Genomic DNA, 14,335 nt, shown 5'->3' on the forward strand with positions numbered 1-14,335 from the left:
TAAGCCGCCGGTTTAGCGTTTGCCCCGGCTGGCGTTGGCATAGCCCAAGCAAGCACCGGCATTGGGCAGGCCCTTGCATTCGCGCAGCAAACGCCGCTCCCGCATTTGGGGCGACTCGGCGCTGCCGCCGCTGCTTTGGCCGGGTGCGGCCCGGTGGGCATGGCAATGGTGCCCGGCCTTGGCCGACTGGTGGCAACCCTCGGCATCTACCTTGCCGGGCGTAGCCCACGCCGTGGTGGCAAAGCCTGCCATCCATATCCAATACAACCAGCGCATCGCGGTATTCCTTGTGGTTAGCGTTGCCATATAGAGTCTCATGCTGCCAATTGTTGCACCCACTCTAACTGCCGGGGTAAGCAGATGGTTTGCAAATCGTAATGCTGCTGGGCAAAAGCACGGGCGTTGGCCCCTAAGCGCTGGCGGGCTGCTGGGTCGGCCAACAAACTGCACACCTCATTAGTCAACCCTGCTGGATCAAAAAAATCGACCAAGCGGCCTGTTTCATTCTGAATAATAGCTTCGTGCAGCGGCTGGGTATTGCTAGCAACGATGGCACAACCCGTACTCATGGCCTCCAATAAGCTCCAACTCAATACAAAGGGATACGTCCAATAGACATGCACCGTGCTCAATTGCAATAAAGGGATGAAATGCTGGTAAGGTAAGTTACCCAAGAAATGTACCCGCTGCCAATCAGCATCACTGATTTTGGAGCGTACCTCTGCGGCAAATATCTCTTTCCAATTGGTTTTGCCGTAAAGCTGTGGGTCAGGGCTAGCACCATAGCTAACCTCATTACCTCCCACAATTAATATCCGTGCGTGTGGCCGACGGCGCAAAATTTCTGGCAGCGCCCTCATGAAAATATGATAACCCCGATATGGCTCCAAATTTCGATTAACAAAGGTAACAACCTCATCCCTTTTGGTGAGTTCAATACTATTGTTAAGTACCAAACTCACGTACTCATCTGGATGAATAGCCGTGGTGTCAATGCCATCATGCACTACGGTTATTTTGTCGCGAAATGGCTGCGGAAAGGTACTGGCCTGCCAATAGGTAGGGCTGATGGCTGCATCGGCCACTTCAAAATGCAGCATATTATTTAAGTTTTTTAACTGCAAGCGGCAAGCAGCCCCTTCATCCATAATAGGAAACTCTGGATCGAAACCAAAATCTGCACCCTGTGGATGGTAGTAAAACTCACAATAAATACCCAACTTGGCCTGCGGCCAAACCCGCTTGAGAAACATGCTCTCACCCCAACCGGGATGGGAAATGATGACATCAGGGGTAAAGCCCTGAGCCTTCAACTCAAGAGCAGCATGAAAACACCCTTCTGCCCGGATAGCCTTGGCTTCGAAGTCACTCACCCAAGAATGAATATTGGGCGTTGTGCCACGTTGCACTTTGTAAGGCACGAGTTTCACACCCTTCCAATTTTCTGACTGCACTTTTTGCATCGTCATAGCCAGCACTTGGTGGCCCTGCTGCACTAAAGCAGGGGCTAAATGCTTGAATTGACCTGGAAAATTTTGATGGATAAAAAGTATATTCACAAAATCAACTTAAGCCAAAAGTGTCAATGTACCATCTGCACACGATACAGACTCAACGCCAATCAAACGTACAGCAAATGTAGAGCCCAACAACAGCAAACTACCATCGCTCTGCAACTCTTGCTGAATCTGGCTCTTATTGACACTGGTAAAACTCACCGTATCAAAGCCAGAACCTCCATCTACAGTATCAAAACCACCACTACCCAACTCTATCACGTCATCCCCTGCACCAGTACTGATCTGGTTATTATATTTACTATCAATAACTGTATCATTGGCACTACCAGTAGTCACATTTTCAATTACTGCCCCATGGGCAATAGACAAGTTATTTTCTCCAGTATATAAGTGACTAGCCTGATTACCATAGGCACTATTTATAAAATTACTAAACCCTTGTCCAAGTTGCGCCAGTGTAGCTGCTTTTTGTTGCTCCAACGGCCATAAATCTATAGTAGAAAAAGTACCTGAATTCAAATTTACTCTACAAACTCCGGTAGCACTGGCCGCATTGATCGTGTCATTACCACCTGCATCCCAAATACAAAGATACTCATTATCTCGAGAAGAGACTGAGTAGCTAGAGTCTCCTATACGGGTTTGCATATTAGCCCCATACAATACCTGCAAAGCAGACACATCGCTGACTGCATAACCAACATCCATAGCCAGCCAATCATAAACAACATTGGCAGAATTGCCATTTTTTGTAAATTTGGCTGTGAGGTTACGTGCTTCAGTATAAGACATCACAGAGTAGTCTTGATTATCAGTACCCTGTGGAACCACCGGAGATTCAAATGGATGCTTCAATCCTACTGCATGACCGACTTCATGCAATACCGTTAAAAATCCATTATCTTTTGGTTGATATCCACTAATAGATGAATCACTGCGATTACTGGTGGCAAGAAATACATCCCCCTCTTCTGCACCAAAAAATTGCCTATTTTCAGCAGGAGTTACCGCAAACCCAGAAGACCCTGCTTGATCGACTACACTAAACCGCAAATCTCCATTGCTACCACTGACTTCCGTCAAATGAAGGGGTACAATCTCTGCCAGCTTAGAAAAAACTGAGCGCACTGCCGATTGTTCTGCAATATTGAGTGCCGACCAATTAGATGAATAATCAGCCTTTCCAATATAATCGGTTGGCATAGTTGTGGGGAAACTATAAGTTAAATTAGTACCTGTCCATTTTGCCGATGTACCAATTAACATACCCACCACAGTAGGATCACTGCTTGTCAGTAGCGCTCCTGTAGCCGCATTGCTCATACTCTTGGCTTGCGCCTGAGACAGTAATGATACCGATGTGCCGCCCCCTGCTACTGGGGCTGGTGCATTGCTGGGCACTGTAGCGTTACCCAAAGTCATGATACCAGTACTACCCAGTTTGGCTTCGAACGTACCATCGGTAAAACTCACCAAAGTGCCATTACTATCATCTTGCAACGGCAAGGTTGCCACCAACGTGGCCCCTTGGTACACCCTGAGCTGGTTACCACCCTGCTGAAAAGCATAGGCACTATTGGCACTGGGCAAACTCACTTGCTCCATGTTCTGATCGCAAACTACGCCCGCGGTACCCGTGGTGATTTGAATAGCATCTGCCGTACTGCCAGAGCCATAGACGTTGAACGCATTGCTGACGACCATAGTGGGGTCGCCAGCCTCCAAGTAGAGCCGCCCTTGGGGAAAGGCACTGCTACCGCTACCCGTGATGGCCCCAGCAGGTACGCCCGCACTGATAGGGGTAACACTGCCTGCCGTGGTGCTGACTGTAGCCCCACCCAACGTCATTACCCCTTGGCTAGACATGCTGACAGAAACTATCGTGCCATCGCCAAAACGCATCAGTGTGCCATTGGCATCATCTTGCACAGAAACCGTGACCATCAGCGCATTACTGCTCAAAACACGCAGTTGGTTACCCGCCTGCTGAAAAGTGTACGTACTGGCCAACCCCTGTAGATTGATCTGGTCGATATTCTGATCGAGCACCACAGCACGGGCCGTGCCAGTCACAGCTACGCTTTCGCCGGCACCAGCACCAGCACCAACGCCATACACCGCCATTGGGTTGGCAACAACTATCTCGGCAACATCAGCTTGAAGGTATAGTTTGCTCATGTCTTTCCTCCGTTTGCTACGAATCTATCGGTTGTGGACTCGCTATCTGTGCTGGCCACACGTGGCAGTGCTTTCCGTACATACCGGCAAGCCATTGTGCATCGTAACCGAAAAAATGCCCCCCTCGGCAGAACCGAAGAGGGCATTTCATAGGGAACCTAGGGCATGAAAGAAGGCACTAACACCTAATAAATTGAGCTTGGTTTATTCTTACTCAGCGACCTCACTGTCCATCCGCCCAACTGTGTGATAGTGATTTCAATTAAGAGCATCACTACCGAAAGCGCTTTTAAAACTGGTGGGGCCAAAAATGTTTGAATCTAATGAATCAGGGACGCCCACCAATGTAATGGTAGCCATTTGCCCTGCAAAGGCATAATTTACCACAAGCTGGCCATCAGTAAAACTTTCATTAATCACTGTAGCCAAGTTGGCAGCAGGAAATATCAATTTATCTCCTGCTGCAAAATTTTGAATAGTGTAGTTATATTCTCCATTCAAACCAATCATATAGCTTGTGTTATCTTGTGCAGCATCAGTATGCTGACCAGCCCCAGTGACGTTGACAGTTTTAGCTATCACTGCTCCACCATCGGGAGGAGTTACAGGGTCTAGTTGGGTTGCATCCAAACCGAAGCTAGCAAAATATTGCGCAACCATGCTGGGCAACACATCGGGCAACACTGGGCTGATGATATCAGCTAACATTTGGTTAGTGATGGCTGCCTGTTTGCAAACATTAAATATGGTTTGCGGAGACTCCAGACTTGCCGCAACAAAGTCTAGTGCCTGCTGCATAGTGACACCATAGTTTACAGACAGAAATTTTTGTGTAGTTGCAAATGACATAATTTTCCTTGAGGATTTTAATCTTAATTTTTACTATTATATAGTAGTGGGTGAATGCATGGATGGTGAAACATGCTAATGGTTAGCATAGAGAGCACTCGGCAGATTTTATGATCTTATTCTAGTGGCCCATTTGTGGCAAGCGTTTGCCGATGAAAAAACGGTGGCTTTTCGAAATCAATGCACTGGCAAAACATCCAACGTGGGTTTGCCGCCAAAGTGCCTGCCGAAGAACACCTCGCCGTGTGGCGCAGTCGTGCCGACAAAAAAGAGCAGGCGATTGGGCAGCGGCGTTGTTGGGAACACCGCATTCGGGATAAAGTGGATTTCACCAACCCGATGCCGTACATCCACCACAACCCAACCTGAACCAATGCCCCCATGAAAAATCACCTCACCCCCGAAGGAGGGAAGCGGTTTGTTCGTACCATTTGCTGCGCAATGTTGGATTGCTACGAAGTTGGTTTCTTCAAGCATTCGTACCAAACTCAAAAGTCCTCGAGCGCGGTGCGGGTCGTCTTGCCCGCCTTGGCATCTTTGATAGCGGCCAGCGTAGTAGGGTTTGGACGAGGCAACTCGATGGGTAAGCCACCCTTCTGGACAACGCTGCGCAGGAACAGCCGGATAACGGTGCTCACATCCAGACCGGCAGCTTTTAGGATAGCGGCTGCCTCGTGCTTTAACTCAGGCTCGACATGAGAACAAACATCAACGGTAAGCATGGTTACTCTTTCTGTAAGCTGTACAGCACCCAAACATAACTACGTTTTAGCGCTATTCATAAAGCGCTCTCATTGGCCTTGCTGCTGCACCATCTCGAACGAAAACAAAGAAAAATACCCCTCCGGTAAAACAGAGAGAGGTTATTTAGTGAGGCTTTCGACCCATGCAATTTGTTTAGGAAGACAGATGGTTTTGAGGTCATAGTGGGCTTGGGCGAAGGCGCGGGCATTTTGGCCGAGGTGGTGCCGTGCAGCGGGATCGTCGAGGAGGGTGCAGATTTCGTTAGCGAGGGAGGCGTGGTCGAAGAAGTTGACGAGTCGGCCGGTTTGGTTGTGGGTGATGGCTTCGTGTAGGGGGGCAGTATCGCTGGCAACGATGGCGCAACCAGCACTCATGGCTTCGAGCAAACTCCAGCTCAATACAAATGGATAGGTCAAATAAACATGGACGGTGGAGAGCTGTAGCAGGGGAATAAAGTGTTCGTAGGTGATGTTTCCCAAAAAATGCACACGCGACCAATCTGCATCGGTGATGTGGGGTCGAACTTCTTGGGCGAAGATGTCTTTCCATGTGCCGCCTTGGGTGGGGCGTGTGCCGTAACTGACGCTGTCGCTGCCGACGATCAACACCCGCGCTTGAGGGCGGCGTTTAAGTAGCTCAGGCAGGGCGCGCATAAAGGTGTGATAGCCTCGATAGGGTTCGAGGTTGCGATTGACGAAGGTGATGATTTCGTCATTTTTACTAAGAGGATGGCCGTTTAAGCTCAGGCCCACATTCGGGTTGGGAGCAACGGCTTGGGTGTCGATTCCATCATGAATGACCGTTATACGCTCACGAAATGGGGCTGGAAAGGTGCTGGCCTGCCAATAGGTGGGGCTGATTCCGGCATCCGCGATATCAAAATGCAGCAGATTATTTAGATTTTTTAGGTGCATTCGGCAAGAATCTCCGACATCAATGCTCGGAAATTCGGGGTCAAATCCAACATCAGCACCGTGCGCATGATAAAAAAATTCGCAGTAAATCCCCAGCTTTGCCTGCGGCCAAACTTCTTTTAAGAACAAACTTTCACCCCAGCCGTGATGTGCAATGATGATATCGGGATTAAATCCTTGATTTTTTAACGCCAACGCCGCCCGAAAACAGGCCTCGCCGCGAATGGTCTTGGTTTCAAAATCGGCTAACCACGGGTGAACATTGGGGGTGGTACCACGCTGAGCGGTGTACGGAAACAGTTTAACACCTTGCCAGTCTTGGGAAGCGTCAGTTTGCATGGTCATGGCCGACACAATGTGGCCGTGTTGGACAAGTGCAGGGGCGAGAAATTTAAATTGGGCGGGAAAGTTTTGGTGAATAAAGAGAATATTCATAGATAGCGCAAATGAAAAAAGTTGCAGCTTATTATGATACGGCAGGTGCTAATTGTTAGCAAATTTAATTTGCTATTGCCGACCATAAATATCTTCGAATCTTACAATATCATCCTCACCCAAATACTCACCGCTTTGCACTTCGATCATTACCAAATCAGTTAGGCCCGGATTTTCCAAACGATGAACTGTTCCTGCTTCAATATAAGTAGATTGATTAGTTAGCAGCAGGCGATTTACGTCACCATTACTAATGCGCGCCGTTCCTGAAACCACAATCCAATGCTCATTTCGATGATAATGCAATTGACTTGATAAACTAGCACCAGATTTAACAACTAGACGCTTTATTTTAAAGCGCTCGCCTTCTTCTAAAACAGTATAACTCCCCCAGGGACGATGAACAGTCCGATGTAATCGGTATAAGGGATGATTCTTCTGCTTCAGTTGAACTGCAATTTGCTTGACATCTTGGGCACGATCGCGGTGTGCAACCAACAGTGCGTCGGCTGTATCAATCACTAATAAATTATCAACACCGACGGCAGCAATAAACCGATCTTCACTGCGAAGATAGCAATTATTACTATCAATAATCAGGCTTTCTGCATCTGAACGGTTGCCAAAAGCATCTGCTAATCCCAAATTAGCAATAGCCTGCCACGAACCAATATCGTTCCAATCAAAATTCCCCTGAACTACAGCCGCTTTTTCGGTATGTTCCATGACTGCATAGTCAAAAGAGATGTCGGGCAATTCTGAGAAAAGTCTGTCAGATAAGGTTATTGGTTTTTCTTCAGATACACTTTCAGTATAACATTTCTGCGCTTGAGAAAATAGTTCTGGAGTATGGCGCTCAAATTCTGCTAAAACAGTTTTGGCTTGAAAGCAAAACATGCCTGAATTCCAGACATATTGACCGCTTGCGATATATGATTGCGCAACTTCAGCATTGGGCTTTTCAACAAATTGGGTAATGCTATACCCTTCTTCCCCTAAACTATCACCCATTCTAATGTAGCCGAAACCCGTTTCAGGTCGAATGGGTGAAATACCAAAAGTTACCAAGCGATCTTTTTTTGCCAATAAAACCGCCTTGTTTACTGCTAATTCAAAAGCATCTTGATCTTCAATGAGGTGATCGGCAGGTAAAACCAGTAAAATCGCGTCTTCTCCATACGTTGCGGTACAGTGAAGTGCTGCACACGCAATCGCCGCTGCCGTATTTCGCCCAATGGGTTCGAGCAACCAATCTGATACTGGCAAACCTAGGTCTGCATAGGCATCACGAGATTGAAAATAATGATTTCGATTGGTGACGGTTAATGCTTGCGTCACGCCGGATATATTCATAGCGCGGCGTAGTGTTTTTTGCAATAAATTTTCACCATCTGGCAAGGTCATAAAAGGCTTTGGAAAAGCCTCTCTGGAAACTGGCCAAAGTCGAGTTCCTGCGCCACCAGACAAAATAACGGGAATAAGCATAATATTTATTTAAGACTTTCCAAGAATATTGCTCCACAATTTTTGATTGATGGAATCAGTAAATATTCTATGATCTACATTGACTACGATATTTTTTTTCATTAAAATCCCCTTAATCAAAATAGCTCTCTCACAATTCAAAGTGATATTAGGATTTTTTATTAAAAAGTCGATCAAATTCGAATTTGATTCTTTCGAAAAATAGCCAGAGAATGATTTATTACTCTCAAAAAATTCAAAAACAACATAAGCTAACCAAGCAGAGACAGACCCCTTTGGCTGATAAGCCATTTGCTCAAGTTCTGGAAGAAAAAATGGCCAATCAACACCAATATCCTCAGGTTTCTTTTTATAAATATAATTACCAAGATCTTGAGCCAAAGCAATCGCACGACTACGATCACCTAAAATATTCAACAAATGAATTCTAGACAACCAAACAAACAAATTCGCACCCGAAGGATATTTAGCAATATCTTCTATTTGATACAGTGCCGACTCAAAAAAAGCTATCTTTTTCGCGGCACAGTCTGATTTATATCCCATTACTGCATATTTTACCCCTAACAAATAGCCATCTAAGACAAGTTTTGACTCTATATTTTTCTTCCAAGATTCAATCAAAATCTGGCCGTATTGAAAATCTTTAAAAAAATCAATCCAATCATGATCAATTAATTCATCATTTTTTCTTTCACGATTTTTATTTTTAATTAATACTTTTTCTTTTTGTATAGCATCTGGTGTTGCCAATAAATTTCTGCTTATCAGGCTATTTCTCGTATCATTTTTGCAGGCAAAGAGATTCAATAAAAATCCATCATCAAAATTTTCTTGGCAATATTCGACTAGCACATTTATCTCAGGATTTAGTCGATAAACCTGATACCCCAGATCTTTGAATAAATCAATCAACCTAAAATTCAACTCTAGCTCATTTTTTATTTCAAACATTACCAAAGGCGATTGTTCATTAAAAAATTTATGCCCGCCTTGAATAACAAATTCTTCTTCTCCTTCTGCATCTAGCTTAACAAAAGAGATCTCTTCCTGAATTTTATTGTCTTGAATAAATTTATCTAAAGACAAAAGTTGCACTTCTTCTTTTTTCTCCGAGATTTTATGAAGAGAGTTAAGTTCACTATTGGCTGATATAGATATTTCTACTTTTTTATCAGCATCTGACAGGCCAGCTTTAACTAAAACAACGTTATTGAAGCAGTTTAATTCAATACTTTTTTCCAACATATTTGAAGGACTGGAGGTTGGTTCGAATGCCCAAACCTTGCCTTTGTTTAATAATTTAGCTATAGACAATCCATATACACCATGGTTTGCGCCAATATCAAAGACATTCATTTCTGGTTGAATGAACTTTCTAACAAAAGAGATTTCGCTTTCAAACCAGTCCTCTTGCTCTAACAAGACATATGTTGAAAGAGAGGCGAGGTTTTTTTGGACACAAACAGTGACGTTGTTCTTTATGACAACAGGCCAATAATTAGTCATTACACAATCTCCTTAGATAGTTTTTCCATAAAATCTTGGTACGCAATTTTAATCCCTTGACTTAGCGGCGTCTGATAACGCCAGCCAAGGTTCTCCATTTTAGAAACATCTAATAACTTTCGAGGTGTTCCATCTGGCTTCCTAACATCAAATTTTAAATCCCCACTAAACCCAATAATTTTAGCTATTAAAATAGAAAGATCTTTAATGGAAAGATCTTCTCCACATCCAATATTTATTAAAGGAGGTTCATTTTCATTAAATAGATGCGCCAATCTTTCTTTGGGTTCTTGGAACAAGAAAATACAAGCATCAGCCAAATCATCGCTAAACAAAAATTCACGCAACGGTGTTCCTGTACCCCATACAACAACTTCAGGATTATTTTTAATTTTTGCCTCGTGCATTTTCCGAATCAAAGCTGGCAAAACATGGCTATTTTCTAAGTGATAGTTGTCCCCCAGCCCATATAAATTTGTTGGCATTACAGATATGTATTGCGTACCATGCTGCCGGTTTAAAGCCCAACACAGTTCAATTCCAGCAATTTTGGCTAATGCATAAGCCCTATTTGTTGGCTCTAATGCACCCGTCAACAAATAAGATTCACGAATAGGTTGATGACAATCACGAGGATAAATACAGCTAGAGCCTAAAAATAGTAATTTCGCAACCCCATTTTTGTATGCCGCAGTAATGACATTTTGCTGAATAGCTAAATTCTGTTCAATAAAGTCAGCTGGATAATTTTTGTTTGCCAAGATTCCACCGACTTTTGCTGCAGCAAGAAAGACATAATCAGGCTTATTTTTTTTGAAGAAAGAATGCGTAGCTTCTGAATTGGTTAAATCCAACTCGTCATGTGTTTGCAATAGTAATTTTTCATATCCTTGCTTTCGTAACTGACGTACTAGAGCAGAACCGACCAAGCCTCTATGACCTGCCACAAAGATCCGTGCATTTTTATCCATAAAATGGTCAATTTTATTCGTGATGATTAAAAGTGGCAAAGCCGTGTTGTTTGATCAATTCATCTTTTTGCGCCGATTTTAAATCTTCACGCGCCATTTCAGTGACTAATTCTTCAAACAAAATGAGAGGTTTCCAACCCAATTTTTGTTGGGCCTTGCTGGCATCGCCTAAAAGAGTTTCTACTTCTGTTGGACGAAAATAGCGTGGATCAACGGCGACAATGCAGTTTCCTTGCTCATCGAAACCCTTTTCATCCACGCCTTCGCCTTGCCAGCAAATATTCAAGCCTAATTCTTTTGCCGCTGCATCTACAAACTGGCGCACAGTGAATTGTTCACCAGTTGCAATCACAAAATCTTCTGGCTGCTCTTGTTGCAGCATTAACCACATCGCTTTGACGTAATCACGAGCATGGCCCCAATCACGTTTTGCATCTAAGTTACCCAAATATAGGCAATTTTGCATTCCCAATTTAATTCGCGCCAAAGCACGGGTTATTTTTCGAGTGACAAAGGTTTCACCACGAATTGGCGATTCGTGATTAAATAAAATCCCATTGCAAGCATACATGCCATAGGCTTCGCGGTAATTAACCGTAATCCAATAGCCGTACAACTTAGCCGCAGCATATGGACTGCGTGGATAAAAAGGTGTGCTTTCACGCTGGGGAATTTCTTGAACCAAACCGTATAGCTCGGAGGTTGATGCTTGATAGAAACGGGTTTTTTTCTCTAAGCCTAAAATCCGAATGGCCTCTAAAATTCGCAATACGCCCAAACCGTCTGAGTTTGCAGTATATTCTGGCTCTTCAAAGCTAACTGCCACATGACTTTGGGCAGCTAGATTGTAAATTTCATCTGGCTGCACCTGCTGAATAATCCGTAGCAGGCTAGACGAGTCGGTCATATCACCATGATGCAAAACAAAGCGCTGCTCTGGCTCATGCGGATCTTGATATAAATGGTCTATTCTATCAGTATTAAACAAAGAAGTTCGGCGCTTGATACCATGAACTTCATACCCTTTTCCCAATAGAAAATCGGCTAAATATGCGCCATCTTGGCCGGTAATGCCGGTAATTAATGCCTTTTTTACACTTAAAATAGATGACTTCATTGTTATTCCCCTTGAATTTGGAAAGCTGCAGGCTCCTCACCTTCTATCCATTTTTTATAAATAACCTCAAAGACTTTTTCTAAATTTTTAGTTAATCGTTGAGAATCAAATAGAGGATGTGTGAGTCTATTTTCTTTTAAAGTTTTTTTGATATTATCTAACAGCACAGAATCTTGTGCAAGCCGAATAGCCAAGTTTGCATATTCTGAGAAATCATGGGTAATGAGCTGAGGTAATCCAACTGCATCTAACATGCTAGCAGCAACACGAGCTGCAAAACTCTCTCCCAAACAAGTCAGCACAGGTGTTCCTGCCCATAGAGCATCACCCGTGGTGGTATGTCCACCATATGGTACTGTATCCAAAGCTAAGTCGGCCAAGGCAATTCGCGCCAAATGCTCTGACAATTTCGGTTTCACTTTTGCGAAGATCAAACGCGCTGCACTGACTCCACGTGCTTCGGCTTCTTTGCCTAAATTATCGCGAGCAACCTGCTCAAAACCATGCAACCACAGTACAGAATTAGGTACTTCACGCAGGATACGGCACCATACATCCCACAGCTGCGGATTAACTTTATAAGGCTGGTTAAAGCTGCAGAAGACAAATTGATCAGCGGGTAATCCTTCTCCTTCACGCGTCGGCTCACCTTCCAATAAACGGTTTCTATCATGTGGAAAGTAACAATCTGGCAACAATGCCAATTTCTCTGCATAAAATGCTGCATGATCCAAAGGCGTAATGATCGGATCTCCAATCAAATATTCTACACACTGAGTCCCCATCGTTGTGGAATACCCTAGATAGCTCACCTGAACCGGAGCGGGGTGTAGCGCCATAATTTCGGAGCGACTGCCTGCGGTATAGCCAGTTAAATCTACCAAAATATCAATTTGGTCTTGGTATATTTTCTGCGCTGACTCGATATGGCTCAAGGCTTCAATATCAATAAACTGGTCAAAAGAGGCCTTTAAACGCTGGCGAGTGGGCCCTGCATGATCAGGGCCATACGCATATGCAATTAGCTCAAACCGGCTGCGGTCGAATTTTTCAATCACCTGTACCAAAGAAATTGCGACCGCATGTTCGCGAAAATCAACGGATAAAAAACCAATGCGAATCCGTGCCTTGCGCTCGCGACGAAAGACAAACCCTAATCCTGCGGTTTTTCGGGCAAAACTGCTGTATCGAGAGTCAAAAAATAGCTCACCACATTGCTTTTGCTCTAAAGCTGTAGACCCGGGCAGAGACAAAAAGTTAAACGGTAGCATCTCACCACGATAGCGCTCTCGCACCAACTGCCGCACTGTGTTAATTTGCGCTTCTAAGCCTGACCAATCACACAGATGCATCTTTTGGTGCGCTAAACTCAAGCGCACTTCATGGAGATCTGGTTTCAAGAAAATGGTTTTTTCATAAAACTCAATCGCCTCTGGACGTTTTCTTTCCTCTTCGGCAATCACCCCTAGATTGAGATAGGCATTAGGATAATTTGGGTTAGCCTCTAAAGTTTTATTCAGCCAGAATTTGGCAGATTCGTAGGCTTTTTGGTTTTTAAACAAAATGCCTAAATTGTTCAGGGCTTCAAAGTAGTTTGCCTTTAAACGCTGTGCCCATATATACCACCCAATCGCTGCATCGTATTCGCCCTCATCCCGCAGCAAATTAGCAAAATTCATCCCCGCCTCGGCGTAGTCGGGCTTGAAGGTTAGCGCTTGCTCAAAACTCTTTTCAGCATCAGTAATCGATGCATATTGGCGCTGCACTACGCCCAAGGTGTTGTAGTAATACGGGTGATTGGGATATAGCGCGACCGCTTTTAACAAATGTGGCAAACCTTCCTCGCCGCGCTTTTGATAGAAACAGGCAATGCCACGCCAATGCCATGCATCGCCATGCTCGGGATAGCGACGCAACATTTCTATAGCTAAGGTTTCGGCTTGTGCTGCAGCATCGCGAGTACTCTGGTTAATCAAGCCTTCTATTTGCGTCGCAAGGGCTTCGTCTGACACATCGGCAAGAGTCGCTGCGCGCGCAGGCAGACCTTTTTGTTTCTTTTTATCGAGCAGATTTTTAAGTTGTGTACTGATTTTGTGGCCTGCATCTGCACGCTTGGTCATGGTTGGCAAAGCTGCCAAGGCCACCTCACCTTGTGCTTTGGCTTGAGCAAGGCCTTGATCAAACCAGACTTGCACCGTTGGATTAGGTATAAAGTCTAAGCTACGGCTCCAACACATCAAGGCCCAAGCTAATTTTTGGTTTTTGGCATAGGCTTGCCCAAGATGGGCTAGAAACAGAGCTTTATTGCCAACCAACTCGGTGTGATGGGGTAACCGTTGAATGGCTTTATAGGCACGTGCTAAGAGTTGTAAGGCAACATCTGGGTGATTTGTTTTTAGGGCCAGTACGCCCATGCCATGCAAACAATCTGCCTGTTCGGGAGTATGTGCTTGGATAAGGGTATATAAAGTGTGTGCCGCTGAATACTGTGCCTGATCGAGATACTGATTGGCAGTGGTCAAAATATCTGCGATGGAAATGGCGAGCGTCATACCGCAATCCGAAAAATAAAACCAAGAAAAAGCCGCCCCGAAGGGCGGCTGCTTGAACCAA

The 14,335-nt window shown here is 44.6% G+C and carries 12 protein-coding genes; all 12 read right to left on the reverse strand.

Annotated elements, in window-relative coordinates; genetic code table 11:
• Positions 1-12: 12 nt before the first annotated feature.
• The 12 genes from BMX55_RS08300 to BMX55_RS08355 all read right to left on the reverse strand — a co-directional run bounded on the left by BMX55_RS08300 (position 13) and on the right by BMX55_RS08355 (position 14,274).
• On the reverse strand, positions 13-276 hold the full coding sequence (locus tag BMX55_RS08300) for a hypothetical protein (protein WP_143059601.1): 264 nt from the start codon (positions 274-276) through the stop codon (positions 13-15).
• 38 nt (positions 277-314) lie between these two features.
• Entirely contained in the window at positions 315-1,559 is a 1,245-nt protein-coding gene (locus BMX55_RS08305) for a glycosyltransferase (protein ID WP_091455813.1), read from the reverse strand.
• 9 nt (positions 1,560-1,568) lie between these two features.
• Positions 1,569-3,698, reverse strand: coding sequence for a M10 family metallopeptidase (locus BMX55_RS08310; protein WP_091455816.1), 2,130 nt, complete (start codon positions 3,696-3,698; stop codon positions 1,569-1,571).
• Between the two features lie 258 nt (positions 3,699-3,956).
• Complete coding sequence (locus tag BMX55_RS08315; RefSeq protein WP_143059602.1) at positions 3,957-4,547, reverse strand: hypothetical protein; 591 nt, start codon at positions 4,545-4,547, stop codon at positions 3,957-3,959.
• A gap of 177 nt (positions 4,548-4,724) precedes the next feature.
• Positions 4,725-5,024, reverse strand: coding sequence for a hypothetical protein (locus BMX55_RS16120; protein ID WP_143059603.1), 300 nt, complete (start codon positions 5,022-5,024; stop codon positions 4,725-4,727).
• 11 nt (positions 5,025-5,035) lie between these two features.
• Positions 5,036-5,269 carry a type II toxin-antitoxin system RelB/DinJ family antitoxin gene (locus tag BMX55_RS08325; protein ID WP_091455826.1) on the reverse strand — a complete coding sequence of 78 codons (234 nt, stop codon included), beginning with the start codon at positions 5,267-5,269 and terminating at the stop codon, positions 5,036-5,038.
• A 141-nt stretch (positions 5,270-5,410) separates the two neighbouring features.
• Positions 5,411-6,640 carry a glycosyltransferase family 4 protein gene (locus tag BMX55_RS08330; RefSeq protein ID WP_091455829.1) on the reverse strand — a complete coding sequence of 410 codons (1,230 nt, stop codon included), beginning with the start codon at positions 6,638-6,640 and terminating at the stop codon, positions 5,411-5,413.
• Positions 6,641-6,712: 72 nt separating this feature from the next.
• Entirely contained in the window at positions 6,713-8,125 is a 1,413-nt protein-coding gene (locus tag BMX55_RS08335) for a mannose-1-phosphate guanylyltransferase/mannose-6-phosphate isomerase (RefSeq protein WP_091455830.1), read from the reverse strand.
• A 9-nt stretch (positions 8,126-8,134) separates the two neighbouring features.
• Entirely contained in the window at positions 8,135-9,634 is a 1,500-nt protein-coding gene (locus BMX55_RS08340; protein ID WP_091455833.1) for an FkbM family methyltransferase, read from the reverse strand.
• The gene (locus BMX55_RS08345; RefSeq protein WP_091455836.1) at positions 9,634-10,605 is read right to left on the reverse strand and encodes a GDP-L-fucose synthase family protein; all 972 of its coding nucleotides are present in this window, start codon (positions 10,603-10,605) and stop codon (positions 9,634-9,636) included. The genes BMX55_RS08340 and BMX55_RS08345 overlap by 1 nt, the downstream gene beginning before the upstream one ends.
• A gap of 13 nt (positions 10,606-10,618) precedes the next feature.
• Entirely contained in the window at positions 10,619-11,722 is a 1,104-nt protein-coding gene (gene gmd / locus BMX55_RS08350; RefSeq protein ID WP_091455838.1) for a GDP-mannose 4,6-dehydratase, read from the reverse strand.
• 2 nt (positions 11,723-11,724) lie between these two features.
• Positions 11,725-14,274: a tetratricopeptide repeat protein gene (locus BMX55_RS08355; RefSeq protein ID WP_091455841.1), complete on the reverse strand. Its 2,550-nt coding sequence runs from the start codon at positions 14,272-14,274 to the stop codon at positions 11,725-11,727.
• Positions 14,275-14,335 lie beyond the last annotated feature (61 nt).

It is taken from the genome of Giesbergeria anulus, assembly GCF_900111115.1.
Taxonomy (GTDB): domain Bacteria; phylum Pseudomonadota; class Gammaproteobacteria; order Burkholderiales; family Burkholderiaceae_C; genus Simplicispira; species Simplicispira anulus.

Bases quoted from the DNA above. Each gene is read 5' to 3' on its own strand.
- BMX55_RS08300 (WP_143059601.1), bottom strand. From the start codon at position 276: ATGCGCTGGTTGTATTGGATATGGATGGCAGGCTTTGCCACCACGGCG.
- BMX55_RS08310 (WP_091455816.1), bottom strand. From the start codon at position 3,698: ATGAGCAAACTATACCTTCAAGCTGATGTTGCCGAGATAGTTGTTGCC.
- BMX55_RS08315 (WP_143059602.1), bottom strand. From the start codon at position 4,547: ATGTCATTTGCAACTACACAAAAATTTCTGTCTGTAAACTATGGTGTC.
- BMX55_RS16120 (WP_143059603.1), bottom strand. From the start codon at position 5,024: ATGCTTGAAGAAACCAACTTCGTAGCAATCCAACATTGCGCAGCAAAT.
- BMX55_RS08325 (WP_091455826.1), bottom strand. From the start codon at position 5,269: ATGCTTACCGTTGATGTTTGTTCTCATGTCGAGCCTGAGTTAAAGCAC.
- BMX55_RS08330 (WP_091455829.1), bottom strand. From the start codon at position 6,640: ATGAATATTCTCTTTATTCACCAAAACTTTCCCGCCCAATTTAAATTT.
- BMX55_RS08335 (WP_091455830.1), bottom strand. From the start codon at position 8,125: ATGCTTATTCCCGTTATTTTGTCTGGTGGCGCAGGAACTCGACTTTGG.
- BMX55_RS08340 (WP_091455833.1), bottom strand. From the start codon at position 9,634: ATGACTAATTATTGGCCTGTTGTCATAAAGAACAACGTCACTGTTTGT.
- BMX55_RS08345 (WP_091455836.1), bottom strand. From the start codon at position 10,605: ATGGATAAAAATGCACGGATCTTTGTGGCAGGTCATAGAGGCTTGGTC.
- gmd (WP_091455838.1), bottom strand. From the start codon at position 11,722: ATGAAGTCATCTATTTTAAGTGTAAAAAAGGCATTAATTACCGGCATT.
- BMX55_RS08355 (WP_091455841.1), bottom strand. From the start codon at position 14,274: ATGACGCTCGCCATTTCCATCGCAGATATTTTGACCACTGCCAATCAG.